Consider the following 26,623-nt stretch of genomic DNA (forward strand, 5'->3'; position numbering starts at 1 on the left):
CACCTCCCATCCCGAATTTCCGGAGAGTCAGATGGAGCAAGGTGTAAAGCGCACACAGCGTGATTACTCACTGTCTTTTAAATTGGCGGTGGTTGATCAGATTGAAAAAGGCGAACTGACCTACAAGCAGGCCCAGGTGCGGTATGGCATCCAGGGACGGTCGACGGTTCTGGTATGGTTGCGTAAGCACGGTCGGCAGGATTGGAGCCAGGGGGCCTCGATCCGCGACGAGAGGAGCTGCGCGATGTCTGACCCCAAAATGCTCACTCCAGAGCAGCGAATCAAAGAGCTTGAGCAGCAGCTTGAGCTGATGAGCCAGAAGGCCCAGTTCTTTGAAACGGTCGTTGATGTTCTGAAAAATGACTATGGTGTCTCGGTCGTAAAAAAGCGATCCGGCAAGTCCTCTCGCAAGGTCAAGTCGCAGGACTGAGCATTGCCAGGGCTTGTCAGTTTCTAGGCATCAGTCGACAGGCTTACTACAAGCGCAACCGAGCTGCTGATGGCAAAGAGCGCCAGGCAGATCGGGTGGTTCAGTTTGTTCAGCAAGTCCGGCTGCGCCAGCCCCGTCTGGGTACCCGTAAGCTGCACTATTTGCTGCATTGCCAACCTGACAAACGATTCCAGGTCGGCCGAGATAGGCTGTTTCAGGTCTTGGGAGAGCGCCGTTTGCTGGTACTGCCCAAGCGGGCATACCACAAGACAACACAGAGCTTTCATCGCTTCTACCGCCATCCCAACTTAATCAAGCCCGGTCCAAGCCAAGTCGTTCCGACAAGGCCGGAGCACGTCTGGGTTGCCGACATTACTTATCTGCCCGCACGTAACGGCCCGCTGTACCTGAGCCTGGTAACGGACGCGTACTCCAGGAAAATTGTTGGTCACCACGTCCATGAAAGCCTGCATGCCGAGTCAGTAGCGCAAGCCTTCAAGCAGGCCTTACGAAAGCGACGTCGTCGCCAGCCATTAGTCCACCATTCGGATCGAGGCATCCAATATTGCTCGGCGCTATACCAGTCACTGCACCAACGGCACGGCGTTCAGTGCTCCATGACTGATGGGTATGACTGCTACCAGAACGCGCTGGCTGAGCGAATCAACGGAATCCTCAAGATGGAGCTGCTGTTAAGCAGACCTGAAGATCTGGAGCAAGCGAGGCAGATGGTTGATGAGGCAGTGCAGATCTACAACACAGAACGGCCCCATATGGCCCTGAAAAACAAAACGCCCGATGCGGTGCATCGGGCGTTTTGAGGCCTATCGGCCTACCTGAACAGGTGTAAACCTATTTCAGGACTAGACAGCGGTACTTACATGTTCGGGTAAGTCGGGCCGCCAGCACCTTCCGGGGTCACCCAGGTGATGTTCTGCGAAGGGTCCTTGATGTCACAGGTCTTGCAGTGCACGCAGTTCTGGGCGTTGATCTGGAAGCGCTTGCTGCCGTCTTCCTGGCTGATCACCTCGTATACGCCGGCCGGGCAGTAGCGCTGCGCCGGTTCGTCGTACAACGGCAGGTTGGTGCCGATCGGAATGCTCGGGTCGGTCAGCTTCAGGTGGCACGGCTGCTCTTCTTCATGGTTGGTGCTGGAGAGGAACACCGAGCTCAGCTTGTCGAAGCTCAACTTGCCATCGGGCTTGGGGTAATCGATCTTCTTCGAGTCGGCCGCCAGCTTGAGGCAGGCGTAGTCCGGCTTGGTGTCGTGCAGGGTGAACGGCAGCTTGCCGCCGAACCAGTTCTGGTCGACATAGTTGAATGCCGCGCCGAGCATCGGGCCGAACTTGTGCATCGCCGGGCCGAAGTTGCGGCTGGCGAACAGTTCTTCGTACAGCCAGCTGGCCTTGAAGCCGTCGACGTAGGCGGTCAGTTCGTCGCCACCCTCGCTACCGGCCAGCAGCGCATCGGCCACCGCTTCGGCTGCGAGCATGCCGGACTTCATGGCGGTGTGGCTGCCCTTGATCTTGGCCACGTTCATGGTTCCCAGGTCGCAGCCGATCAGCGCGCCGCCCTTGAATACCATTTTCGGCAGCGAGTTCAGGCCGCCCTTGGCCAGGGCACGGGCGCCATAGCTGATGCGCTTGCCACCCTCCAGGTACTGGGCGAGCACCGGGTGGTGCTTGAGGCGCTGGAACTCGTCGAATGGGGAGAGGTAGGCGTTGGCATACGACAGGTCGACGATCAGGCCGACCACCACCTGGTTGTTTTCCAGGTGATACAGGAACGAGCCGCCGGTGTTCTCGGTGCTCATCACGTCCAGCGGCCAGCCGGCGGTGTGGATCACCAGGCCTTGCTGATGCTTGGCCGGGTCGATTTCCCAGATTTCCTTGAGGCCGATGCCGTAGTGCTGCACGTCGCTGGCATTGTCCAGGTCGAATCGCTTGATCAGTTGCTTGCCGATATGCCCACGGCAGCCTTCGGCGAACAGCGTGTACTTGCCGCGCAGTTCCATGCCGGGGGTGTATACGCCTTCCTTGGGGTTGCCTTCGCGGTCGACACCCAGGTCGCCGGTGATGATCCCGCGGACCACGCCGTTTTCATCGAACAGCGCTTCCTGGGCAGCGAAGCCTGGGTAGACTTCCACGCCCAGGTTCTCGGCCTGCTGGGCCAGCCAGCGGCACAGGTTGCCCAGCGAGATGATGTAGTTGCCTTCGTTGTGCATGGTCTTGGGCACGAACAGATCGGGCACCTTGACCGAGCTGCTGGCGTCGCGCAGCACGTAGATGTCGTCGCGCTTGACCTCGGTGTTCAGTGGCGCGCCGAGTTCTTTCCAGTCCGGGAACAGTTCGTTCAGGGCACGCGGCTCGAACACCGCACCGGAGAGAATGTGTGCACCGACCTCGGAGCCTTTCTCGACCACGCAGACGCTGATTTCATTACCGGCTTCGGCGGCCTTCTGCTTCAGTCGGCAGGCGGCGGACAGGCCTGCCGGGCCAGCGCCGACGATGACCACGTCGAATTCCATGTATTCGCGTTCCACAGGTTCTCTCCTACTCAAGGCTCATCGGTTTTTCTTTGTTGGCGGGTGTCAGGCGGTCATTTCGAAGTACCCGGGTGTGTAGCTCGGGTGATGACGGACTACACCGCTTTCTCTTGGCCGCGCATTATATCTACACCACTTGCGAGGTCCAATACAAACGTTTGTTTGAATTTGCCGCAGCCCAGTAAAATCAAAGACGCACGGCTTGAAGCTGGCTGGTTTGCCGTATTGACCGGATTGGGCGTTACGGTCAAGATACGGGCGGTTTTACGCTCGCCGTAGGCTGACCGTCGGATGCAGGAGCACCCCTAAAAACCAGGCAAAAAGCAGGGCAGTTACGCCAGGACCCGCCTTTGTAGTGGAGTTTACACGCCACGACAAACAATGACCCACGGGTTTTGCGCGCAAGCGTCGAGAACAGACTGCACAGTCAGTTGAATTTCACCTGCTCGCGTTCGTTTTTGGAGGTGCCCTTGTACCCACGCGCAATCGCCCGGTTCTGCCCAGGCGACATTCTTTTCACCGGAGAGTAACGAGGAATCCATGAAGGTTCTTGTAGCTGTCAAACGAGTGGTCGACTATAACGTCAAGGTTCGCGTCAAGGCGGACAACTCCGGCGTAGACCTTGCTAACGTCAAGATGTCCATGAACCCCTTCTGCGAAATCGCCGTAGAAGAAGCCGTGCGCCTGAAAGAGAAGGGCGTGGCGAGCGAAATCGTCGTCGTTACCGTCGGCCCGGCCACTGCCCAGGAGCAGCTGCGTACCGCCCTGGCACTGGGTGCCGACCGCGCCGTGCTGGTCGAGTCGGCTGAAGAGCTGACCTCGCTGGCCGTGGCCAAGCTGCTCAAGGCTGTGGTCGACAAGGAGCAGCCGCAGCTGGTCATCCTTGGCAAGCAGGCCATCGACAGCGACAACAACCAGACCGGCCAGATGCTGGCTGCGCTGACCGGTTATGCCCAGGGTACTTTCGCCTCCAAGGTGGAAGTGGCCGGCGACAAGGTCAACGTCACCCGTGAAATCGATGGCGGCCTGCAGACCGTTGCTCTGAACCTGCCGGCGATCGTGACCACCGACCTGCGTCTGAACGAGCCGCGCTATGCGTCGCTGCCGAACATCATGAAGGCCAAGAAGAAGCCGCTGGAGACTGTGACTCCGGACGCGCTGGGCGTTTCCACCGCCTCTACCAACAAGACCCTGAAAGTCGAAGCGCCAGCTGCACGCAGCGCTGGTATCAAGGTCAAGTCGGTGGCTGAACTGGTCGAGAAACTGAAGAACGAGGCGAAGGTAATCTAAATGACTATCCTGGTTATCGCTGAACACGAAAACGGCGCCGTTGCCCCGGCGACCCTGAACACCGTTGCTGCCGCCGCGAAAATCGGTGGCGATATCCACGTACTGGTCGCTGGCCAGAACGTGGGTGGCGTTGCCGAAGCTGCCGCGAAAATCGCTGGCGTGGCCAAGGTGCTGGTAGCCGACAACGCTGCCTATGCGCACCAGCTGCCGGAAAACGTCGCGCCGCTGGTGGCCGAGCTTGGCAAGGCCTACAGCCACGTGCTGGCACCTGCCACCTCCAACGGCAAGAACATCCTGCCGCGCGTTGCCGCGCTGCTGGACGTCGACCAGATCTCCGAGATCATCGCGGTCGAGTCGGCTGACACCTTCAAGCGTCCGATCTACGCCGGTAACGCCATTGCCACCGTGCAATCGAGCGCTGCGGTCAAGGTCATCACCGTGCGTGCCACCGGCTTCGACCCCGTTGCCGCCGAAGGTGGTTCGGCTGCTGTCGAAGCGGTTGGCGCTGCCCACGATGCGGGCAAGTCGGCATTTGTCGGCGAAGAGCTGGCCAAGTCCGATCGTCCTGAGCTGACCGCTGCCAAGATCGTCGTTTCCGGCGGACGCGGCATGCAGAACGGTGACAACTTCAAGCACCTGTACGCGCTGGCCGACAAGCTCGGCGCCGCCGTGGGTGCTTCGCGCGCCGCGGTCGACGCAGGCTTCGTGCCCAACGACATGCAGGTCGGCCAGACCGGCAAGATCGTTGCGCCGCAGCTGTACATCGCCGTCGGTATCTCCGGCGCGATCCAGCACCTGGCCGGCATGAAGGACTCCAAGGTGATCGTTGCGATCAACAAGGACGAAGAGGCGCCGATCTTCCAGGTGGCCGACTACGGCCTGGTCGCCGACCTGTTCGAAGCCGTACCTGAGCTGGAGAAGCTGGTTTAATCCAGCCGCTTCACTTATAAAGAGCCCGGTCTTTTGATCGGGCTTTTTTATTTCGCGACGCAAGGGAGGCATGTGCATGGGGTGGCTTGGCCGAATGGCGATGGCGGGATTGCTGGGGTTTGCCTGCTTGCCCACGGCGGCGCTGGCGGTGGGCAAGTGCGAGCGTCTGGTGGCGACCGGCAGCCCCGATGCGCCGCCCTATGCCTGGCGCGACCCGCAGGACCCCAGGCACCTGATTGGCGCCAACGTCGACCTGCTCAAGCAGGTGGCGACGGAGCTTGGGCTGAAGGTCGAGGTGCTGTACGCAGGCAAGCGCAACGAGGCGCAGGATGAAGTGCGCAGCGGACGCATGGACCTGCTGGTGGATGCGCCGCTGGCCACTGAAGACCTGACCCGCGTCGACTTCATCCACCCGGCGCTGCTGCAGAACGACTACCTGGTGTGGACCCGGCACGACTCCACGCTGGCCTACGACGGCCTGGCCGATCTGCACCAGCACCAGGGCGCGATCTCGGAGAAGGCCAGACTGACCCCGGCGTTCGCCCAGTTTGCCAAGGACCAGTTGAAGCTGGCGCCGGCGCAGAACCTGACCCAGGCATTCCAGAAGCTTTTGCTTGGCCAGGTCGACTATGTGCTGGCCGGGCGTTACGCCGGCATGGCCATGGCGCAGACCCTTGGCATGGCCAACGACCTGATCGCCCGCGGCCTGCCGCTGGATCGGCCCGGGCTGTACCTGGCGCTGTCGCACAATTCGGCGTGCAATGACGCCTGGTTGCGCGGACAGCTGGCCAAAAAACTGACAGAATTGCCGGCCTCAGGCGTGCCTCAGGCAGTACTGCAACGCAATGTCGAGCGCTGGAAGGCGCAGCTGCAGCAACCGCTCGACGCCCCCAAACAGTAGGAAGATTGTGTGAGAACTCAACCGCTTTTCGCTGCCATGGCGTTACTGGCCCTGGCCGGTTGCGCTGCCGACCCGGCGCCCCACGAGCAGATGCGCCTGTCCGAACAGGCGCTGGAGCAGGCCAAGGCCGTCGGTGCCACCGACGAAGTGGCCGAGCTGAAGCTGGCCGAAGACAAGCTTGCCCGCGCCCGCAGCAACATGGCCAGCGAGTCGTACCGTGATGCGCGGCTGCGCGCCGAGCAGGCCGAACTTGATGCGCGGCTGGCCGAAGCCCGGGTGCTGACCCTCAAGAGTCAGGAGCAGCTGTCGCTGCTGCAATCGCGGGTCAATCGTCTGCGCAAGCAGTTGGGGGAGCAACAGTGAGTTCGATCAAGCCCTTGGTGGCCGTGTTGTGTGCAGGTGTGCTGGGGTTGCAGGGCTGCGCCAGCGAGCGCAGCGAAACCGCCCTCGACCAGGCCGCCGCCAGTTTCCAGGCAGTGAAGGACGATTCCAATGTGCTGCGCAGTGCGCCGCGTGACGTGATCCGCGCCGGCGAGTCGCTGGCCCGTGCCGAGCGGTTGTCCAGCTACGTGGGCAGTGGTGCGGACGTGCGCCATTACGCCTACCTGAGTCAGCGCTACAGCGAGATTGCCCGCGAGCACAGCAACCTGGTGCTCAATCAGGAGCGCCTGGCCAAGCTCGAACTGGAGCGCCAGCGCCTGCAGCTGGCCCTGCGCGAAGCCAAGCTGGTCAGCGTGCAGCAGCAGGGCAAATGGCTGGAGGCGCAGATCGTCAGCCTGGCCACGACCCAGAGCGACCGTGGCCTGGTGATGACCCTGGGTGACGTGCTGTTCGATACCGGGCAGGCCGAATTGAAGAACTCCGCCAGCCGTACCGTGCTCAAGCTGGTGCAGTTTCTGCAGCTCAACCCCCGGCGCGTTGTGCGCATCGAGGGGTATACCGACAGCACCGGCACTCCCGAGGACAACCTGACGCTGTCGCGTGATCGTGCGCAGGCCGTGGCGGACATGCTGGTCGACCTGGGCGTCGACGAAAAACGCATCCAGGTCGAAGGCTATGGCGACCAGTACCCGATCGAGGCCAATGCCTCGGAGCGGGGCAGGGCGCAGAACCGTCGGGTGGAGATCGTGTTTTCCGACGAGAAAGGCCACCTGGGCGCGCCGCGCTGAGGTCGAGGTAAACAAAAAACCGGTGATAGTCACCGGTTTTTTTATGCCGCAAAGCTTGAAAAAGCCGCTGTCACACAACTGTGTAGTCGACTATTCTGGCATCTGTGCCCGTACACTTATGCACTGTTCCGGTATTCTTCGCCGACTGTACAAGAACAATTAGATAGCCCGCGTTTCGAGATCCGTCCCATGACCAATCTGTTGCTCTACCAGCGCATCGCCCAGCAACTGGCGGAAGACATCCGCCGCGGCGTCTATCAGCCCGGTGAGCGCGTACCGTCGGTACGCAAGATGAGCTCGCAGCTCAATGTCAGCCATGCCACCGTGCTGCAGGCCTATGCCAACCTCGAGGACCAGGGGCTGATTCGCGCTCGGCCGCAATCGGGCTACTACGTCCACCAGACCCCGGCCCTGACTGCGCAGACCCCGGACATCGCGCGGGTCGAGCGTCCAGGGCTGGTCACGCGCAGCAGCATCATCCAGCAGGTACTGACCGAAGCCCGGCGTGATGGGGTGTTCCCGCTGGGGGCGGCGGTTCCGCATGTGGACTACCTGCCGGTGCGGGCGCTGCACCAGCAACTGGCCAAGGTCACGCGGTTCCAGAGCCCGCGCGCGTTCAGCTACATGTTCAGCCCGGGTTTCGAGCCGCTGCGCCGGCAGATCGCCATTCGCATGCGCGACGCCGGGGTGGTGGTCGACCCGTCCGAAGTGGTGGTGACCCACGGTTGCGTCGATGCGCTGCAGATGTCGTTGCGGGTGCTGACCCGGCCAGGCGACCTGATCGCCGCCGAGTCGCCCACCTATTACGGGCTGCTGCAACTGGCGGACCTGCTGGGGCTCAAGGTGATCGAGATCCCCAGCGACCCGGCCACCGGCATCAGCCTGGAGGCCCTGCAACTGGCGGCCAACCAGTGGTCGATCAAGGCGCTGGTGCTGACTGCGCGGTTGAGCAACCCGCTGGGCGGCACCATTCCCGAGGAACGCCAGAAGCAGTTGCTGCGCCTGGCCTCGGATTTCAATATCCAGATCGTCGAGGACGATATCTACGGCGAGCTGATGTTCGAGCAAGGGCGCACCAAGGCACTCAAGGCCTTCGACCGGCTGGGGCGGGTGATCTATTGCTCGAGCTTTTCCAAGACCCTGTCGCCGGGGGTGCGTATCGGCTGGATGATCGCGGGCAACTATCAGCAGGAAATTCAGCGACTGCAGACCTTTACCACGCACTCGGCGTGCAGTGTGACGCAGATGGGGGTGGCGGCCTACCTTGAAAATGGTGGCTATGACCGCCATCTGCGCTACATTCGCCAGGAATATCGCAAGAACCTCAGTGCCTACCAGCTGGCGGTACAGCAGCACTTTCCGGAAGGCACCCAGATGAGCCGGCCTACCGGGGGCTTCATCCTGTGGGTCAGCCTGCCGGGGCGGGTCAACACCCAGGAGTTGCATGTACGTGCCTTGCAGCAGGGCATCAGCATCGCGCCCGGGCTGATCTTCAGTAACACGGAGCAGTTCAACCACTGCATTCGCCTCAACTGCGGCATTCCGTGGAACCGCGAGGCTGAGCGGGCGCTGCTGACATTGGGGATGCTGGCCCATCAGCTTTGCCAGGAAACCGCCTCGGGCGGATACCTCTAGATCGCGGGCTTGCCAGCGACTGCAGGAACAAGGAGCATGTGCGACTCATGAATACGTCTCGTTGCCTATGAAAGCGTTGAGCTGTGCTGCCGTGATGTTGTGTGCGCTGGGCCTGTGTGCAACGGGCCCGGCACTGGCTGTGCCCGGACCGGGGCCGATACTGCTGGCACAGGCGTCGGCTGCCCCGGCACCGGACCGGAAGCCTTCGACCCAGGCCCCGGTAAAAGCGAGTGCCAAGCCACAGGCCAAGCCCAAGGCGCAACCCAAGACCAAGGCTGGCGACCCCAGGAAGACGCCGGCCAAGGCGGTAAAGTCGGGCAAGCGCAAGGCCTCCGAGGTGATTGCCGCGCCCTTGCCCAAGGCGCGCCTGGATCTGAGCCTGCCCCCGGAGATGGTCAAGGACCTGCAGCCGAGCAGTCAGGAGGAAGTCCGTGTGCGACGTCCGCTGCTGCCGTCGTTGTTCGAAGAAAAGCCTGCCGCGGACAGCCCGTTCCAGCTCAATGGCCGCTTGATCAGCAACGAAATGCAATTGCAGTTGCGCAATGATGCCCGTCAGGACATTGAGGGTGCAGCCATCGATTTCGAGTTCAAGCAATAAACGCTGCTCGACCTGCCGGTCACATTCTGCGCGGCGATATTTCATCTGAGCGGTAATTTCAAACACCTGTTTTAGCGGTTACTATCCCCATTCACCCATCATTTGTTAGGCCGAGGTCCATGTCGTCATGAACTGCCGTGAAGGCTGTGGCGCTTGCTGCATTGCCCCTTCCATCAGCTCGCCCATTCCTGGCATGCCGCACGGCAAGCCGGCTGGCGAACGCTGTGTGCAACTGTCCGAGCACAACCTCTGCAGCCTGTTCGGCCAGCCTGAACGGCCGGCGGTGTGCTCGGGCTTCCAGGCGGAGGTGGACACCTGCGGCAATGATCGCGACGAGGCGATCAGGATCATCGGTTGGCTGGAGCAAGTGACGGCGGCTTGAGTGAGTGGAACTTCGCAAACAAGGAAAACAACACGATGGGTTCGATGAAGCGGGTAGCGGTGATTTGTGGTCTGAGTGCGATGTTCATGTCGGTGGCGCAGGCTGAAGACTGGAAGGTTGCCAAGCAAGCGGATGGCATCAAGGTATCGCTGAGCGAAGTGAGTGGTTCGAACTACAAGGCCTATCAGGGCGTGACGACCATCAAGGCGCCGCTGGCCAAGGTCCGGGCGCTGCAGGAAGACGTGGCCGGGGCCTGTGCCTGGATTCACGAGTGCAAGAGCCAGAAGCTGCTCAAGCACGAGGGTGACCAGAGCTGGACCTACACCCAGTTCAATACGCCGTGGCCGGTCACCCCGCGCGATTCGATCATCCATGTAACCACCAGCGAAGGTGCTGACGGCAGCCTGACCCGCAAGCTGGAGGGTGTGCCCAAGTACCTGCCGGAAGAAAAAGGCTATGTGCGGGTGGCTGAAGTGCAGGGTTTCTGGAAGCTGGTGCCCAAGGGTGACACTACCGAGGTGACATACCAGGTGCACACCGAGCCAGGCGGGAGTGTGCCAGCGATGGTGGCGAACAAGTTCGTGGTCGATGCGCCGTTCAATACGCTCAAGGCGTTGAAGGAGCGGGCGGAGAAACCGTAACAGTTTGATGGTAGGCTGCAATATGCCTCAACTGTAGGGGCCGCCAAGGCTTGCTCCTCCTGCATGAAGCGTTACGCAACAAAAAAGGCTGCCCGAGGGCAGCCTTTCTTGTTGTTGCAGGCGAGCCGTTTGGCTTACTTGCGGTCTTCCAGTTTGACGATGTCACGTGACTCGTAGCCGGTGTACAGCTGGCGCGGACGGCCAATCTTGTACGGGCTGGAGAGCATTTCCTTCCAGTGCGAGATCCAGCCGACGGTCCGCGCCAGGGCGAAGATCACGGTGAACATGCTGGTAGGGATGCCGATCGCCTTGAGGATGATCCCCGAGTAGAAGTCGACGTTCGGGTACAGCGAGCGCTCGATGAAGTACGGATCGGTCAGGGCGATCTCTTCCAGGCGCATGGCCAGTTCCAGCTGCGGATCGTTGGTGATGCCCAGCTCGCGCAGCACTTCGTCGCAGGTCTGCTTCATCACGGTGGCACGCGGGTCGCGGTTCTTGTAGACGCGGTGACCGAAGCCCATCAGCTTGAACGGGTCGTTCTTGTCCTTGGCCTTGGCGATGAAGGTGTCGATGTTCGAGACATCGCCAATTTCGTCGAGCATGGTCAGCACGGCTTCGTTGGCGCCGCCGTGGGCAGGGCCCCACAGTGCAGCGATGCCGGCAGCGATGCAGGCGAACGGATTGGCGCCCGAGGAGCCCGCCAGGCGTACGGTGGAGGTCGACGCATTCTGTTCGTGGTCGGCGTGGAGGATGAAGATCCGGTCCATTGCCTTGGCCAGCACCGGGCTGATCGGTTTGATCTCGCACGGGGTGTTGAACATCATGTGCAGGAAGTTTTCGGCGTAGGTCAGGTCGTTGCGCGGGTACATCATGGGCTGGCCCATGGAGTACTTGTAGACCATCGCGGCCAGGGTCGGCATCTTGGCGACCAGGCGCACGGCCGAGATTTCCCGGTGCTGCGGGTTATTGATGTCCAGCGAGTCGTGATAGAACGCCGACAGGGCGCCAACCACGCCGCACATGACGGCCATCGGGTGGGCGTCGCGGCGGAAGCCGTTGAAGAACGACTTCAACTGCTCGTGCACCATGGTGTGATTTTTGACGGTGCTGACGAACTGAGCCTTCTGCTCGGCATTCGGCAGTTCGCCGTTGAGCAGCAGGTAGCAGGTTTCCAGGTAGTCGGATTGCTCGGCGAGCTGTTCGATCGGGTAGCCGCGATGCAGCAGGATGCCCTTGTCGCCGTCAATGTAGGTGATCTTGGACTCGCACGATGCGGTCGCCATGAAACCAGGGTCGAAAGTGAAGTGACCCGTGGCCCCCAACCCTCTAACGTCGATAACATCGGGACCAACGGTGCCGGTTAAAATGGGCAGCTCGACGGGGGCTGCGCCCTCGATGACCAACTGCGCTTTTTTGTCAGCCATGTGGCCTCCTATTAATGCTTGAAATCATCAGACAGACCCCCCACGCAGGGCCCGCACCACTATAGTGAGATAAATTCGAATGTCAATTTGCCTAAAGCACGGTTGTAAAGGGCTTTGGGCGCTGTTTTTCCGCGAAATTGCGGCCCGTTTACGCCTTTTGTTCGCCAAAGGCAATGCGCTATTTGGGCTAGGGCTTCACGTTGTCATTAGTAGCCTAACTGTCTATACTCGGCACCCGACCGCCAGGGGCTTTAAAGCCCGCTTTTCTGGGGTCGTCACTCCCTGGGTGGTGGGTACCTGACCAGTACACTTACCAACAACTTTGCCCTGCTTGCTAGGGGCTCTTCAGTGTGAAAAAAGCCGTGAAAAGCCAACGACCTGTAAACCTAGACCTAAGGACCATCAAACTCCCCATTACCGGCGTTACGTCATTTCTTCACCGTGTTTCCGGCATCATCCTCTTTCTGGGCCTGGGCATCATGCTGTACGCATTGAGCCAATCCCTGAGTTCCGAGGAAGGTTTTGCCGAGGTGAAGGCATGCCTGACCAGTCCGCTGGCCAAATTCGTGGCGTGGGGCCTTCTGTCCGCCTTGCTGTATCACCTGGTTGCCGGTGTGCGCCATCTGATTATGGACATGGGCATCGGTGAGACGCTGGAAGGCGGCAAACTGGGCTCGAAAATCGTTATCGCCATTTCCGTGGTGGTGATCGTTCTGGCGGGAGTTTGGATATGGTAACTAATGTCACGAACCTGTCGCGTTCGGGCCTCTATGACTGGATGGCGCAGCGCGTTTCTGCGGTCGTTCTCGCGGCTTACTTCATTTTTCTGATCGGCTACCTGGTGGCGCACCCTGGCATCGACTATGCCCAGTGGCACGCCCTGTTCTCCCATAACGCGATGCGGATCTTCAGTCTGCTGGCCCTCGTTGCCCTGGGCGCTCACGCCTGGGTCGGCATGTGGACCATTGCCACTGACTACCTGACGCCGATGGCGCTGGGCAAGTCGGCGACTGCAGTTCGTTTCCTGTTCCAGGCGGTATGTGGTGTCGCGATGTTCGCGTACTTCGTCTGGGGTGTGCAGATTCTCTGGGGTATCTGATTCATGGCTAACATTCCAACGATTTCCTTCGACGCCATCATCATTGGTGGTGGCGGTGCCGGCATGCGCGCTGCGCTGCAGCTGGCTCAAGGCGGCCACAAGACCGCCGTGATCACCAAGGTGTTCCCGACCCGTTCGCACACCGTATCGGCCCAGGGTGGCATCACCTGCGCCATCGCTTCGGCCGACCCGAACGATGACTGGCGCTGGCACATGTACGATACCGTCAAGGGTTCCGACTACATCGGTGACCAGGACGCTATCGAATACATGTGTCAGGAAGGCCCGGCTGCGGTGTTCGAGCTGGACCACATGGGTCTGCCGTTCTCGCGTACCGAAACCGGCCGTATCTACCAGCGTCCGTTCGGCGGCCAGTCCAAGGACTACGGTAAAGGTGGCCAGGCCGCCCGTACCTGCGCCGCTTCCGACCGTACCGGTCACGCGCTGCTGCACACCCTCTATCAGGGCAACCTGAAAGCCGGCACCACCTTCCTCAACGAGTGGTACGCGGTTGACCTGGTCAAGAACCAGGACGGCGCCTTCGTCGGCGTGATCGCGATCTGCATCGAAACCGGCGAGACCGTCTACATTCGCGCCAAGGCCACCGTACTGGCCACCGGCGGTGCAGGGCGTATCTACGCCTCCACCACCAACGCCCTGATCAATACCGGCGACGGTATCGGCATGGCCCTGCGTGCCGGCGTGCCGGTGCAGGACATCGAGATGTGGCAGTTCCACCCGACCGGCATCGCCGGCGCAGGTGTACTGGTTACCGAAGGCTGCCGTGGTGAAGGTGGTTACTTGATCAACAAGCACGGCGAGCGTTTCATGGAGCGCTACGCGCCAAACGCCAAGGACCTCGCCGGTCGCGACGTTGTGGCCCGCTCCATGGTCAAAGAGATCATCGCCGGCAACGGCTGTGGCCCGAACGGCGACCACGTGATGCTCAAGCTCGACCACCTGGGCGAGGAAGTGCTGCACAGCCGCCTGCCAGGCATCTGCGAGCTGTCCAAGACCTTCGCGCACGTCGACCCGGTCGTTGCACCCGTACCCGTCGTTCCAACCTGCCACTACATGATGGGCGGCGTTGCCACCAACATTCATGGCCAGGCGATCTCGCAGAACGCCGACGGCGAAGACACCATCATCGAAGGGCTGTTCGCGGTCGGTGAAGTGGCTTGCGTATCGGTTCACGGCGCCAACCGCCTGGGCGGCAACTCGCTGCTCGACCTGGTGGTGTTCGGCCGTGCGGCCGGCCTGCACCTGGAAAAGGCCCTGAGCGACGGTATCGAATACCGCGACGCCAGCGACACCGACGTGGAAGTCGCGCTGAACCGTCTGAACAAGCTCAACGAGCGTACCGACGGCGAAGACGTGGCAACCCTGCGTCGCGAGCTGCAAAGCTGCATGCAGAACTACTTCGGCGTGTTCCGCACCGGCGAATACATGCAGAAGGGTATCGAACAGCTGGCTGGCCTGCGCGAGCGTATCGCCAACGTCAAGATCAACGACAAGTCCCAGGCCTTCAACACCGCGCGTATCGAAGCGCTGGAGCTGCAGAACCTGCTGGAAGTCGCTGAAGCCACTGCAATCGCTGCTGAAGTGCGCAAAGAGTCCCGCGGTGCCCATGCCCGTGAAGACTTCGAAGACCGTGACGACGAAAACTGGCTGTGCCACACCCTGTACTTCCCGGGTGAAAAGCGGGTTGCCAAGCGTGCAGTCAACTTCTCGCCGAAAACCGTTCCGACGTTCGAGCCTAAAGTCCGGACTTACTAAGGGTGGCCACTATGTTGAAAGTCGAAGTTTATCGCTACAACCCCGACACCGACTCGGCACCTAAGACCCAGGTGTTCGAAGTCGATACCGGCGGCAAGGACCTGATGGTTCTGGATGTGCTGGCACTGATCAAGGAACAGGACGAAGGTTTCTCCTATCGTCGTTCGTGCCGCGAAGGCGTGTGCGGTTCCGATGGCATGAACATCAACGGCAAGAACGGCCTGGCCTGCATCACCCCGCTGTCGGCGGTGGTGAAGAAGAACAAGCTGGTCGTGCGTCCGCTGCCCGGCCTGCCGGTCATCCGTGACCTGGTCGTTGATATGAGCATCTTCTACAAGCAGTACGAGAAGGTGAAGCCGTTCCTGCAGAACGATACCCCGGCGCCGGCGATCGAACGCCTGCAGTCCCCGGAAGAACGCGAGAAGCTGGACGGTCTGTACGAGTGCATCCTGTGCGCTTGCTGCTCGACTTCCTGCCCGTCGTTCTGGTGGAACCCGGACAAGTTCCTGGGTCCGGCCGCTCTGCTTCAAGCTTATCGCTTCCTGGCCGATAGCCGTGACACCAAGACCCAGGAGCGCCTGGCGTCCCTGGATGACCCGTTCAGCGTATTCCGCTGCCGCGGGATCATGAACTGCGTAAACGTTTGCCCCAAAGGTCTGAACCCGACCAAGGCAATCGGCCACGTACGTAACATGCTGCTGCAAAGCGGCACCTGATTCAAAAGTGTTGTACCCGTAGCACACCGAAGTGCGGGCCCTTGCCCGCACCGAGGTGCAACTTGAGCAAAGGCCAAAAGCCCGAGCTTTTACCTATGAAGATATGAGACCAGCAGGGGCGTCCGGGCTGGTACCCGGTAAATCTGCGGAACTCTCGGTGGCTTGGTTCAGTCGCTGCATACGGACTCAACTCAGCTTGCTGTGGTTCTTGCCGATCGAGGCCCCTAACCGAGGGTGACCAAGCATGCAAGAAAGCGTGATGCAGCGCATGTGGAACAGCGCCCACCTTTCAGGTGGTAACGCTGCCTATGTGGAAGAGCTCTACGAGCTCTACCTGCACGACCCTAACGCTGTGCCAGAAGAGTGGCGCACTTACTTTCAGAAGTTGCCCGCCGAAGGCAGCACTGCCACCGATGTATCGCACTCGACGATCCGCGACCATTTCGTACTGCTGGCAAAGAACCAGCGCCGCGCCCAACCGGTTTCCGCCGGTAGCGTGAGCAGTGAACACGAGAAGAAGCAGGTTGAAGTGCTGCGACTGATCCAGGCCTACCGTATGCGCGGCCACCAAGCCGCGAAGCTCGACCCCCTGGGGTTGTGGCAGCGCCCTGCGCCAGTAGACCTGTCGATCAATCATTACGGCTTGACCAATGCCGATCTTGATACGACCTTCCGTGCCGGCGACCTGTTCATCGGCAAAGAGGAAGCGAGCCTACGCGAAATCTTCGAGGCGTTGCAGCAGACATATTGCCGCACCATCGGCGCCGAGTTCACCCACATCGTCGACTCCGAGCAGCGCAGCTGGTTCCAGCAGCGTCTGGAGAGCGTGCGTGGGCGTCCTGAATTTTCCGCAGACATCCAGAGCCACCTGCTCGAGCGCGTTACCGCGGCAGAAGGCCTGGAGAAATACCTGGGTACCAAATACCCGGGCACCAAACGTTTCGGCCTGGAAGGCGGCGAAAGCCTGATTCCGATGCTGGACGAGCTGATCCAGCGCTCCGGTTCCTACGGTACCAAGGAAGTCGTGATCGGCATGGCCCACCGTGGTCGCCTGAACGTTCTGGTCAACACCTTCGGCAAGAACCCGCGCGAGCTGTTCGACGAGTTCGAAGGCAAGAAGAAGGTCGAGCTGGGTTCCGGTGACGTGAAGTATCACCAGGGCTTCTCGTCCAACGTGATGACCGCCGGCGGTGAAGTTCACCTGGCCATGGCGTTCAACCCTTCGCACCTGGAAATCGTCTCGCCAGTGGTGGAAGGTTCGGTGCGTGCCCGTCAGGACCGCCGCAACGACAGCGTTGGCGACAAGGTACTGCCGATCTCGATCCACGGCGACGCGGCCTTCGCTGGCCAGGGCGTGGTCATGGAAACCTTCCAGATGTCGCAGACCCGCGGTTTCAAGACCGGCGGCACCGTGCACATCGTGATCAACAACCAGGTTGGTTTCACCATCAGCAACCCGCTGGACTCGCGTTCCACCGAGTACTGCACCGACGTCGCCAAGATGATCCAGGCGCCGATCCTGCACGTCAACGGCGACGATCCGGAAGCGGTGCTGTTCGTGACCCAGCTGGCGGTCGACTACCGCATGCAGTTCAAGCGTGACGTGGTCATCGACCTGGTCTGCTACCGTCGTCGCGGCCACAACGAGGCCGACGAGCCGAACGGCACCCAGCCGCTGATGTACCAGCAGATCAGCAAGCAGCGCACCACCCGTGAGCTGTACGCCGATGCGCTGACCCAGGCCGGTCGTCTGGATGCCGAGCGCGTCCAGGCCAAGGTCGACGAGTACCGCAATGCGCTGGACAACGGCCTGCATGTTGTGAAAAGCCTGGTCAAGGAGCCGAACAAGGAGCTGTTCGTCGACTGGCGTCCATATCTGGGCCACGCCTGGACCGCGCGTCACGACACCCGCTTCGACCTCAAGACCCTGCAGGAGCTCTCGGCCAAGTTGCTGGAGCTGCCGGAAGGCTTCGTGGTTCAGCGCCAGGTCTCGAAGATCTACGAAGATCGCCAGAAGATGCAGGCCGGTGGCTTGCCGATCAACTGGGGTTACGCCGAAACCATGGCGTACGCCACCCTGGCCTTCGAAGGTCACCCGATCCGCATGACGGGTCAGGATATCGGTCGCGGCACCTTCTCTCACCGCCATGCGGTGTTGCACAACCAGAAGGACGCCAGCACCTATATCCCGCTGCAGAACCTGTTCCCGGGCCAGCCACGTTTCGACCTGTACGATTCGTTCCTGTCCGAAGAGGCGGTACTGGCGTTCGAATACGGCTACTCGACCACCCAGCCCAATGCGCTGGTGATCTGGGAAGCCCAGTTCGGCGACTTCGCCAACGGTGCCCAGGTGGTTGTCGACCAGTTCATCACCAGCGGCGAGCACAAGTGGGGCCGTCTGTGCGGTCTGACCATGCTGCTGCCACACGGTTATGAAGGGCAGGGGCCTGAGCACTCCTCGGCGCGTCTGGAGCGTTACCTGCAACTGTGTGCCGAGCACAACGTTCAGGTCTGCGTACCGACCACGCCGGCTCAGATCTACCACCTGCTGCGTCGTCAGGTCATCCGTCCGCTGCGCAAGCCGCTGATCGTGCTGACACCCAAGTCGCTGCTGCGCCACAAGCTGGCCATCTCGACCCTGGAAGAACTGGCCGAAGGCTCGTTCCAGACCGTCATTCCGGAAATCGACAGCCTCGATCCGGCCAAGGTGACGCGCCTGGTGCTGTGCAGCGGCAAGGTCTACTACGATCTGCTGGAAAAACGCCGTGCCGAAGGTCGTGAAGACATCGCTATCGTGCGTATCGAGCAACTGTATCCGTTCCCTGAAGACGATCTGGTTGAAATCCTTGCGCCTTACACCGGTCTGAAGGACGTGGTGTGGTGTCAGGAAGAGCCGATGAACCAGGGCGCGTGGTACAGCAGCCAGCACCACATGCGTCGCATCCTGAGCCGTCACAACAAGGACCTGGTCCTTGAGTACGCCGGTCGTGACGCCTCGGCAGCACCTGCCTGTGGTTACGCTTCGATGCACGCCGAACAGCAGGAAAAACTGCTGCAAGCTGCCTTCACCGTTTAATGCCATCGCGCACCAGAAACCGAATTTAAGGAACCACTGATAATGGCTATCGAGATCAAAGCCCCTACTTTCCCGGAATCGGTTGCCGATGGCACCGTTGCCACCTGGCACAAGAAACCGGGCGAAGCCGTCAAGCGTGACGAGCTGATCGTCGACATCGAGACCGACAAGGTCGTCCTGGAAGTGCTGGCCACCGCCGATGGCGTGCTGGGCGACATCGTCAAGGGCGAAGGCGAGACCGTGCTGTCCGACGAAGTGCTGGGTTCGATCAATGAAGGCGCTGCACCAGCTGCTGCTCCGGCCGCCGCTGCCGCCGCACCTGCCCAGGCTGCTGCTGCGGCCGACGCTGGCGAAGACGACCCGATTGCTGCGCCTGCCGCACGCAAGCTGGCCGAAGAAAACGCCATCGACCTGGCCAGCGTCGCTGGCACCGGTAAAGGCGGTCGCATCACCAAGGAAGACGTCGTCGCTGCCGTCGCCAACAAGAAGGCCGCTCCGGCTGCCGCTGCTGCCAAGCCGGCCGCTGCTGCCGCTGCCCCGGTTGTCGCCACTGGCGACCGTACCGAGAAGCGTGTGCCGATGACCCGCGTGCGTGCCACCGTGGCCAAGCGTCTGGTCGAAGCACAGTCGAACATGGCGATGCTGACCACCTTCAACGAAGTCGACATGACCGAAGTCATGGCACTGCGTTCGAAGTACAAGGACCTGTTCGAGAAGTCCCACAACGGCGTGCGCCTGGGCTTCATGTCGTTCTTCGTCAAGGCTGCCACCGAAGCGCTGAAACGCTTCCCGGCCGTCAACGCCTCGATCGACGGCAGCGACATCGTCTACCACGGCTACGCCGACATCGGTGTTGCCGTGTCCAGCGACCGCGGCCTGGTGGTACCGGTACTGCGTAACGCCGAGCAGATGAGCCTGGCCGAAATCGAAGGCGGCATCGCCACCTTCGGCAAGAAGGCCCGTGACGGCAAACTGTCGATCGACGAGATGACCGGCGGTACCTTCACCATCACCAACGGTGGTACCTTCGGTTCGATGATGTCGACCCCGATCGTCAACCCGCCGCAGGCTGCAATCCTGGGCATGCACAACATCATCCAGCGTCCGATGGCCGTCAACGGCCAGGTCGTGATCCGTCCGATGATGTACCTGGCACTGTCCTACGATCACCGCCTGATCGATGGCAAAGAAGCCGTGACGTTCCTGGTGACCATCAAGAACCTGCTGGAAGACCCGGCTCGTCTGCTGCTGGACATCTGATAAACAGCTGCAGGCTGCAAGCGACAAGCTTCGAGCAGAAGCGTGTTCGCCTTGCCGCCTGCAGCTTGCCGCTTGACGCTAAAAGGAATCTTTTATGACCCAGAAATTCGACGTGGTAGTGATTGGTGCAGGTCCTGGCGGCTATGTAGCCGCGATCAAGGCTGCCCAGCTCGGCCTGAGCACTGCCTGTATCGAGAAGTACGTTGACGGCGAAGGCAAACTGGCCCTCGGCGGTACCTGCCTGAACGTGGGTTGCATTCCGTCCAAGGCGCTGCTGGACAGCTCCTGGAAGTACAAGGAAGCCAAAGAGAGCTTCAACGTGCACGGCATCTCCACTGGCGAAGTGAAGATGGACGTGGCTGCGATGGTTGGTCGCAAGGCTGGCATCGTCAAGAACCTGACCGGCGGCGTTGCCACCCTGTTCAAGGCCAACGGCGTCACTTCGATCCAGGGCCACGGCAAACTGCTGGCCGGCAAGAAAGTCGAAGTCACCAAGCCTGACGGCAGCACCGAAATCATCGAAGCCGAAAACGTGATCCTGGCCTCCGGTTCGCGTCCGATCGACATTCCGCCGGCTCCGGTCGACCAGAAAGTCATCGTCGACTCCACCGGCGCCCTGGAATTCCAGACCGTGCCAAAACGTCTGGGCGTGATCGGCGCCGGCGTCATCGGCCTGGAGCTGGGTTCGGTATGGTCGCGCCTGGGTGCCCAGGTGACCGTGCTCGAAGCCCTGGACACCTTCCTGATGGCAGCCGACACCGCTGTTGCCAAGGAAGGCCTGAAGACCCTGACCAAGCAAGGTCTGGACATCAAGCTGGGCGCTCGCGTGACCGGCTCGAAGGTCAACGGCGACGAAGTCGAAGTGACCTACACCGACGCCAACGGCGAGCAGAAGATCACCTTCGACAGGCTGATCGTTGCAGTCGGCCGTCGCCCTGTGACCACCGACCTGCTGGCTGCCGACAGCGGCGTGACCATCGACGAGCGCGGTTTCGTGTTCGTTGACGACTACTGCGCTACCAGCGTACCGGGCGTCTACGCCATCGGTGACGTGGTACGTGGCATGATGCTGGCGCACAAGGCCTCGGAAGAGGGCATCATGGTCGTCGAGCGCATCAAGGGCCACAAGGCCCAGATGAACTACGACCTTATCCCATCGGTTATCTACACCCACCCGGAAATGGCCTGGGTCGGTAAAACCGAGCAAGCCTTGAAGGCTGAAGGCGTTGAGGTTAACGTGGGCACCTTCCCGTTCGCGGCCAGCGGCCGTGCGATGGCGGCCAACGACACCGGTGGTTTCGTCAAGGTCATCGCCGATGCCAAGACCGACCGCGTTCTGGGTGTACACGTCATTGGCCCAAGCGCTGCCGAACTGGTGCAGCAGGGTGCAATCGCAATGGAATTCGGCTCCAGCGCCGAAGACCTGGGCATGATGGTCTTCTCCCATCCGACCTTGTCTGAAGCGCTGCACGAAGCCGCTCTGGCCGTGAATGGCGGTGCCATCCACGTAGCCAACCGCAAGAAGCGTTAAACAATAAGAAACCACGGCGGACGGCCCGTCGTGAGTCTTGCGTGCATGGCTCACCGCGGAAAGTCCGCCGGACTCGAACTCCCGGAGCATACCGGGGGCAAGCGGTCACAGGTGGCGCGGCACTCCACAGGAGCGCAGCGCCGAAGCGCAGTACCTAACGAAGACGGTAAAAAGCATGAATCTTCACGAGTATCAGGGTAAGCAGCTGTTCGCTGAATACGGCCTGCCAGTTTCCAAGGGTTTCGCAGTCGACACCCCTGAAGCTGCAGCAGAAGCCTGCGACAAGATCGGTGGCACCGAGTGGGTTGTAAAAGCCCAGGTTCACGCCGGTGGTCGCGGTAAAGCGGGCGGCGTAAAGCTGGTTCGCAGCAAAGAAGACGCCAAGGCGTTCGCTGCCCAGTGGTTGGGCAAGCGTCTGGTTACCTACCAGACCGATGCCAATGGTCAGCCAGTCACCAAGATCCTGGTTGAATCGTGCACTGATATCGCTAAAGAGCTGTACCTGGGCGCTGTCGTTGACCGTTCGAGCCGTCGTATCGTGTTCATGGCCTCCACCGAAGGTGGCGTGGACATCGAGAAAGTCGCTCACGACACTCCGGAAAAAATCATCAAGGCCACTATCGATCCACTGGTTGGCGCTCAGCCATTCCAGGGTCGCGAGCTGGCATTCCAGCTGGGTCTGGAAGGCAAGCAGGTTGCTCAGTTCGCCAAGATCTTCGTCGGTCTGGCCAAGCTGTTCAAAGAGCACGACCTGGCACTGCTGGAAGTGAACCCGCTGGTGATCAAGGCCGACGGCGATCTGCACTGCCTCGATGCCAAGATCAACATCGACGCCAACGCCATGTACCGTCAGCCCAAGCTGAAAACCTTCCACGACCCGTCGCAGGACGATCCTCGTGAAGCCCACGCTGCCAGCTTCGAGCTGAACTACGTGGCCCTGGAAGGCAACATCGGCTGCATGGTCAACGGTGCCGGCCTGGCCATGGGTACCATGGACATCGTCAACCTGCACGGCGGCAAGCCAGCCAACTTCCTCGACGTAGGTGGTGGCGCTACCAAAGAGCGCGTGACCGAAGCGTTCAAGATCATCCTGTCCGACAGCAATGTCGCGGCCGTACTGGTCAACATCTTCGGCGGCATCGTTCGTTGCGACATGATTGCCGAAGGCATCATCGGTGCAGTGAAAGAAGTTGGCGTTAAAGTGCCGGTTGTTGTTCGTCTGGAAGGCAACAACGCTGAACTGGGCGCCAAAGTACTGGCAGAAAGCGGTTTGAACATCATTGCGGCAACCAGCCTGACCGACGCTGCTCAACAAGTTGTCAAAGCTGCGGAGGGCAAGTAATGAGCGTCCTGATCAATAAAGACACCAAAGTCATCTGCCAGGGCTTCACCGGCTCGCAGGGTACCTTCCACTCCGAGCAAGCCATCGCCTACGGCACCAAGATGGTTGGCGGCGTGACCCCAGGCAAAGGCGGCACCACTCACCTGGGCCTGCCGGTGTTCAACACCGTGAAAGAAGCAGTAGCTGCTACCGGCGCCGACGCGTCGGTCATCTACGTACCGGCTCCTTTCTGCAAGGACTCGATCCTGGAAGCAGCGTTCGGCGGCATCAAGCTGATCGTGTGCATCACCGAAGGCATTCCTACCCTGGACATGCTCGATGCCAAGGTCAAGTGCGACGAGCTGGGTGTTACCCTGATCGGCCCTAACTGCCCAGGCGTCATCACCCCGGGCGAGTGCAAGATCGGCATCATGCCAGGTCACATCCACTTGCCAGGCAAGGTCGGTATCGTGTCGCGTTCCGGCACCCTGACCTATGAAGCCGTGAAGCAGACCACTGACGCCGGTTTCGGTCAGTCCACCTGCGTCGGTATCGGTGGCGACCCGATCCCGGGTTCGAACTTCATCGACATCCTGAAGCTGTTCCAGGAAGACCCGAAGACCGAGGCGATCGTGATGATCGGCGAGATCGGCGGTTCGGCTGAAGAAGAAGCGGCTGCCTACATCAAGGCAAACGTCACCAAGCCAGTGGTTTCCTACATCGCCGGTGTGACTGCCCCAGCGGGCAAGCGCATGGGCCATGCTGGCGCCATCATTTCGGGCGGCAAGGGTACTGCAGACGAGAAGTTCGCAGCCCTGCAGGACGCCGGTGTAAAAACCGTGCGTTCGCTGGCCGACATCGGCAAGGCCCTGGCCGAGCTGACCGGTTGGGAAGTGAAGAAGTAAGCTGCGGCTGACCTTCCACGCTTCGGCAAAGGCCACCCTCGGGTGGCCTTTGTGCTTTCTGGTGTACAACGCTGCCCCCTGTAGGGGCCGGCCTTGCCGGCGAAGCAGACAGCGCGTTCTTGCATAAAAGTCGGTCATCCACGCGACATGCATATTCGCTCATCGGACAAGCACCCCTCTGGCAGTGCGTTTTGCGGCCAGATTCGTTAACCTGTGCCCTCATTTTGTGCCAGCACCCCAAAAGGGAGCTACACGCTAAACGGGTCTGCTCCATCCGGGCAGGCAGCATTTCCCTCACCCAAGGGGAAGTCCCTCTCTAAATCCCGATTTCAGAAGTGTGGTATTTCCTTAATGAAAGTCTTGAAAGGCCAGGACATCCTGGCGCTTGGTTTTATGACGTTCGCGTTATTCGTGGGCGCAGGCAACATCATTTTCCCGCCTATCGTCGGCCTGCAATCGGGCCCCTACGTCTGGTTGGCCGCCCTGGGCTTTCTGGTCACTGCCGTGGGCCTGCCCGTGATCACCGTGGTGGCACTGGCCAAGGTCGGTGGCGGCATGGACGCGCTGAGCAGCCCGATCGGCAAGGTGGCCGGTGGCCTGCTGGCGGCTGCCGCGTACCTGGCCGTAGGCCCGCTGTTCGCCACCCCGCGTACCGCGACCGTGTCCTTCGAGGTAGGTGTTGCACCGCTGACCGGCGAGAGCCCGACCGCGTTGTTCATCTATAGCCTGGTGTACTTTGCCGTGGTGCTGGCCGTGTCCATGTACCCGGGCAAGCTGCTCGATACCGTCGGGCGCTTCCTGGCCCCGCTGAAGATCATCGCGCTGGCCGCGCTGGGCATCGCCGCGTTCATGCTGCCGGCCGGCACCATGGGGGTGGCGCAACCTGAATATGTCGCCGCGCCGTTCTCCCAGGGCTTCATCAATGGCTACCTGACCATGGATACCCTGGGCGCGCTGGTGTTCGGTATCGTCATCGTCAACGCGATCCGCTCGCGTGGCGTCGACTCGCCGCAACTGATCACCCGCTATGCCATCATCGCCGGCCTGATTGCCGGTGTCGGCCTGGCGCTGGTGTACATCAGCCTGTTCCGCCTGGGTGCGGGCAGCCACGAGATCGCCGCCGGTGCGAGCAATGGCGCGGCGGTGCTGCATGCCTATGTACAGCACACTTTCGGTTCGCTGGGCAGTGGCTTCCTGGCTGTACTGATCGCGCTGGCCTGCCTGGTCACCGCCGTGGGCCTGACCTGCGCCTGCGCCGAGTACTTCAGCCAGGTACTGCCGTTGTCGTACCGTATGCTGGTGGTGCTGCTGGCCGGCTTCTCGCTGGTGGTGTCGAACCTGGGCCTGACCAAGCTGATCGCGTTCTCGATCCCGGTGCTGACGGCAATCTACCCGCCCTGCATCGTGCTGGTGGCGCTGAGTTTCTGCGGCAACCTGTGGAACTCCCAGACCCGCATCATGGCCCCGGTCATGGCGGTGTCGCTGCTGTTCGGCGTGATCGACGCGCTCAAGGGCGCCAACCTCGCTGGCTGGCTGCCGGAGTCGCTGGCGCACCTGCCGCTGAGCGAGCAGGGCCTGGCCTGGCTGGTGCCTTCGGTGGCGATGCTGGCTGTTGCCGTGGTGCTTGACCGCATGCTCGGCAAGCCGCGCGAAGCGGTCGCCTGAGTGTCGGCCGCGGCAGGCGAGGGCCACAAGCCATGATCGCCTGCCGGGCCAGCCTCTGAAGAGCCCCGCATCCATTCGGATGCGGGGCTTTTTCGTCTCGGGGCCACGTGTCTTTTTGCCGCTGGCAGCGTCGAAAGGCGGACAATGCACCATCCTGTGCCATTTCTTCGGGAGCGCCATGAGCTTCATCCAGAACAACCTGATCAACCTGTTTGCCGCCTGCTGGTTCGTTGCCTGCTGGGGCGGCTACACCCGCTACGCCAGCTGGAAGGCCCGTGATACCGCCTGCCTGGCCAGCGTCATGCACCTGTACCGCGAGGACTGGATGCGCCGCATGCTGCTGCGCGACAACCGCATCGCCGACGCCAGCGTGATCGGCAACCTGGAGCGCAACGCATCGTTCTTCGCCTCCAGCACCCTGATCATCCTGGCCGGTATCCTCACCGTGCTGGGCGCCTCGGACCGCGCCTGGTCGCTGCTGGCCGACCTGCCTCTGGTACAGCAGACATCCCAGGGCATGTCCGAAATCAAACTGTTATGCCTGGCGATGGTGTTCGTGTACGCCTTCTTCACCTTCAGCTGGTGCATGCGCCAGTACAACTTCGCCGCCGTGCTGGTGGGCTCGGCACCGATGATCGGCGAGCGTCAGGTCAGCGAGCAGGAGCGCAAAGCCTTCGCTCTGCGCGGGGCGCGGGTGATCTCGCTGGCGGCCAACCAGTTCAACTTCGGGCTGCGCTCGTACTATTTCGGCATGGCCTTGCTCAGCTGGTTCATCAGCCCCTGGCTGCTGGTGCTGATGAGCACCGGGGTAGTACTGGTGCTGTACCGCCGCGAGTTTCATTCCGACGTGCTCGACGTGATGGTCTATACCCCTACAGAGGCGCCATTGCCTGAGCCGAACAAGGAACCGGTCGCATGAGTATTCCGTTCTGGTGTGTGTTGATCAGCGCACTGCTGATCTATGTGGCGCGGGTGCCGGTGGCGCGTGCGATGAAGCAACAGGGCAGCTACGACAACCACCTGCCGCGCAGCCAGCAGGCGCAACTGACCGGCATGGGCGCCCGGGCGGTGGCGGCGCACCAGAACAGTTTCGAAGCATTCATGTTGTTCGCCGTAGGTGTATTGATGGCGCACACCACCCAGACCCAGGGTTTTCTGATCGATACCCTGGCGATCATCTTCGTGATCGCGCGGATCATCTACCTGCCGCTGTATTGGTATGACTTTGCGTGGCAGCGCAGCCTGGTCTGGTCGATCGGGCTGATCTGTTCATTGTTGCTGATGCTCAGCCCGACCTTTCGCCAACTTCTGGCCTGACATGAAAAAAAC

24 protein-coding genes are annotated in these 26,623 nt (G+C 61.2%); 22 read left to right on the forward strand and 2 right to left on the reverse strand.

Going from position 1 to position 26,623, the window contains the following annotated elements; translation table 11 throughout:
• Positions 1 to 31: 31 nt before the first annotated feature.
• Positions 32 to 1,251, forward strand: a protein-coding gene (locus CR917_RS10590) for an IS3 family transposase (RefSeq protein WP_104571780.1) whose coding sequence is annotated in 2 segments (ribosomal slippage) — positions 32 to 380 and positions 380 to 1,251 — 1,221 coding nt in all. Because the reading frame shifts where the segments join, the coding sequence is not laid out codon by codon here.
• Positions 1,252 to 1,307: 56 nt separating this feature from the next.
• On the opposite strand, the gene CR917_RS10595 is transcribed toward CR917_RS10590, so the two are convergent.
• Positions 1,308 to 2,972 carry an electron transfer flavoprotein-ubiquinone oxidoreductase gene (locus CR917_RS10595; RefSeq protein ID WP_043863152.1) on the reverse strand — a complete coding sequence of 555 codons (1,665 nt, stop codon included), beginning with the start codon at positions 2,970 to 2,972 and terminating at the stop codon, positions 1,308 to 1,310.
• Positions 2,973 to 3,515: 543 nt separating this feature from the next.
• Between CR917_RS10595 and CR917_RS10600 the strand changes: the two genes are divergently transcribed.
• The 9 genes from CR917_RS10600 (at position 3,516) to CR917_RS10640 (ending at position 10,521) form a co-directional block, all read left to right on the forward strand.
• A complete protein-coding gene (locus CR917_RS10600; RefSeq protein WP_043863151.1) occupies positions 3,516 to 4,265 on the forward strand; it encodes an electron transfer flavoprotein subunit beta/FixA family protein in 750 nt (249 codons plus the stop codon).
• Positions 4,266 to 5,195, forward strand: coding sequence for an electron transfer flavoprotein subunit alpha/FixB family protein (locus tag CR917_RS10605; RefSeq protein WP_104572265.1), 930 nt, complete (start codon positions 4,266 to 4,268; stop codon positions 5,193 to 5,195).
• 94 nt (positions 5,196 to 5,289) lie between these two features.
• Positions 5,290 to 6,096 (forward strand): ABC transporter substrate-binding protein, encoded by an 807-nt coding sequence (locus CR917_RS10610; protein WP_244988700.1) that lies wholly within the window; start codon positions 5,290 to 5,292, stop codon positions 6,094 to 6,096.
• Positions 6,097 to 6,105: 9 nt separating this feature from the next.
• A complete protein-coding gene (locus tag CR917_RS10615) occupies positions 6,106 to 6,459 on the forward strand; it encodes a DUF4398 domain-containing protein (protein ID WP_043863148.1) in 354 nt (117 codons plus the stop codon).
• Positions 6,456 to 7,265 (forward strand): OmpA family protein, encoded by an 810-nt coding sequence (locus CR917_RS10620; protein WP_043863147.1) that lies wholly within the window; start codon positions 6,456 to 6,458, stop codon positions 7,263 to 7,265. Before CR917_RS10615 ends, CR917_RS10620 begins: the two co-directional genes overlap by 4 nt.
• A 189-nt stretch (positions 7,266 to 7,454) precedes the next feature.
• Positions 7,455 to 8,900, forward strand: coding sequence for a PLP-dependent aminotransferase family protein (locus CR917_RS10625; RefSeq protein ID WP_043863146.1), 1,446 nt, complete (start codon positions 7,455 to 7,457; stop codon positions 8,898 to 8,900).
• 67 nt (positions 8,901 to 8,967) lie between these two features.
• A complete protein-coding gene (locus CR917_RS10630) occupies positions 8,968 to 9,498 on the forward strand; it encodes a hypothetical protein (protein ID WP_043863145.1) in 531 nt (176 codons plus the stop codon).
• A gap of 127 nt (positions 9,499 to 9,625) precedes the next feature.
• On the forward strand, positions 9,626 to 9,880 hold the full coding sequence (locus CR917_RS10635; protein ID WP_043863144.1) for a YkgJ family cysteine cluster protein: 255 nt from the start codon (positions 9,626 to 9,628) through the stop codon (positions 9,878 to 9,880).
• A 35-nt stretch (positions 9,881 to 9,915) separates the two neighbouring features.
• Positions 9,916 to 10,521: an START domain-containing protein gene (locus CR917_RS10640; RefSeq protein ID WP_058541861.1), complete on the forward strand. Its 606-nt coding sequence runs from the start codon at positions 9,916 to 9,918 to the stop codon at positions 10,519 to 10,521.
• Between the two features lie 134 nt (positions 10,522 to 10,655).
• Here CR917_RS10640 and gltA read toward each other — a convergent pair whose 3' ends face one another.
• Positions 10,656 to 11,945 (reverse strand): citrate synthase, encoded by a 1,290-nt coding sequence (gene gltA / locus CR917_RS10645; RefSeq protein WP_043863142.1) that lies wholly within the window; start codon positions 11,943 to 11,945, stop codon positions 10,656 to 10,658.
• Positions 11,946 to 12,295: 350 nt separating this feature from the next.
• Between gltA and sdhC the strand changes: the two genes are divergently transcribed.
• The 12 genes from sdhC (at position 12,296) to CR917_RS10705 (ending at position 26,611) form a co-directional block, all read left to right on the forward strand.
• Positions 12,296 to 12,682 carry a succinate dehydrogenase, cytochrome b556 subunit gene (gene sdhC, locus CR917_RS10650; RefSeq protein WP_088515660.1) on the forward strand — a complete coding sequence of 129 codons (387 nt, stop codon included), beginning with the start codon at positions 12,296 to 12,298 and terminating at the stop codon, positions 12,680 to 12,682.
• Entirely contained in the window at positions 12,676 to 13,044 is a 369-nt protein-coding gene (sdhD, locus tag CR917_RS10655; protein ID WP_043863140.1) for a succinate dehydrogenase, hydrophobic membrane anchor protein, read from the forward strand. Before sdhC ends, sdhD begins: the two co-directional genes overlap by 7 nt.
• A 3-nt stretch (positions 13,045 to 13,047) precedes the next feature.
• Positions 13,048 to 14,820 (forward strand): succinate dehydrogenase flavoprotein subunit, encoded by a 1,773-nt coding sequence (sdhA, locus tag CR917_RS10660; protein WP_043863139.1) that lies wholly within the window; start codon positions 13,048 to 13,050, stop codon positions 14,818 to 14,820.
• 11 nt (positions 14,821 to 14,831) lie between these two features.
• A complete protein-coding gene (locus CR917_RS10665; protein WP_043863138.1) occupies positions 14,832 to 15,536 on the forward strand; it encodes a succinate dehydrogenase iron-sulfur subunit in 705 nt (234 codons plus the stop codon).
• Positions 15,537 to 15,780: 244 nt separating this feature from the next.
• A complete protein-coding gene (locus CR917_RS10670; protein ID WP_043863137.1) occupies positions 15,781 to 18,612 on the forward strand; it encodes a 2-oxoglutarate dehydrogenase E1 component in 2,832 nt (943 codons plus the stop codon).
• Between the two features lie 42 nt (positions 18,613 to 18,654).
• On the forward strand, positions 18,655 to 19,872 hold the full coding sequence (gene odhB, locus CR917_RS10675; RefSeq protein ID WP_043863136.1) for a 2-oxoglutarate dehydrogenase complex dihydrolipoyllysine-residue succinyltransferase: 1,218 nt from the start codon (positions 18,655 to 18,657) through the stop codon (positions 19,870 to 19,872).
• A 94-nt stretch (positions 19,873 to 19,966) separates the two neighbouring features.
• Positions 19,967 to 21,403 carry a dihydrolipoyl dehydrogenase gene (gene lpdA / locus CR917_RS10680; protein ID WP_043863135.1) on the forward strand — a complete coding sequence of 479 codons (1,437 nt, stop codon included), beginning with the start codon at positions 19,967 to 19,969 and terminating at the stop codon, positions 21,401 to 21,403.
• Positions 21,404 to 21,578: 175 nt separating this feature from the next.
• Complete coding sequence (gene sucC, locus CR917_RS10685) at positions 21,579 to 22,745, forward strand: ADP-forming succinate--CoA ligase subunit beta (protein ID WP_043863134.1); 1,167 nt, start codon at positions 21,579 to 21,581, stop codon at positions 22,743 to 22,745.
• Positions 22,745 to 23,629 (forward strand): succinate--CoA ligase subunit alpha, encoded by an 885-nt coding sequence (gene sucD / locus CR917_RS10690; RefSeq protein ID WP_038613108.1) that lies wholly within the window; start codon positions 22,745 to 22,747, stop codon positions 23,627 to 23,629. The genes sucC and sucD overlap by 1 nt, the downstream gene beginning before the upstream one ends.
• A 351-nt stretch (positions 23,630 to 23,980) precedes the next feature.
• Complete coding sequence (brnQ, locus tag CR917_RS10695; protein ID WP_043863133.1) at positions 23,981 to 25,294, forward strand: branched-chain amino acid transport system II carrier protein; 1,314 nt, start codon at positions 23,981 to 23,983, stop codon at positions 25,292 to 25,294.
• A 178-nt stretch (positions 25,295 to 25,472) separates the two neighbouring features.
• Positions 25,473 to 26,213 carry a DUF599 domain-containing protein gene (locus CR917_RS10700; protein WP_054915669.1) on the forward strand — a complete coding sequence of 247 codons (741 nt, stop codon included), beginning with the start codon at positions 25,473 to 25,475 and terminating at the stop codon, positions 26,211 to 26,213.
• Entirely contained in the window at positions 26,210 to 26,611 is a 402-nt protein-coding gene (locus CR917_RS10705) for an MAPEG family protein (RefSeq protein ID WP_054915670.1), read from the forward strand. Before CR917_RS10700 ends, CR917_RS10705 begins: the two co-directional genes overlap by 4 nt.
• Positions 26,612 to 26,623: the final 12 nt, after the last annotated feature.

The sequence above is a fragment of the Pseudomonas sp. BRM28 genome, assembly GCF_002939405.1.
GTDB lineage: Bacteria > Pseudomonadota > Gammaproteobacteria > Pseudomonadales > Pseudomonadaceae > Aquipseudomonas > Aquipseudomonas palmensis.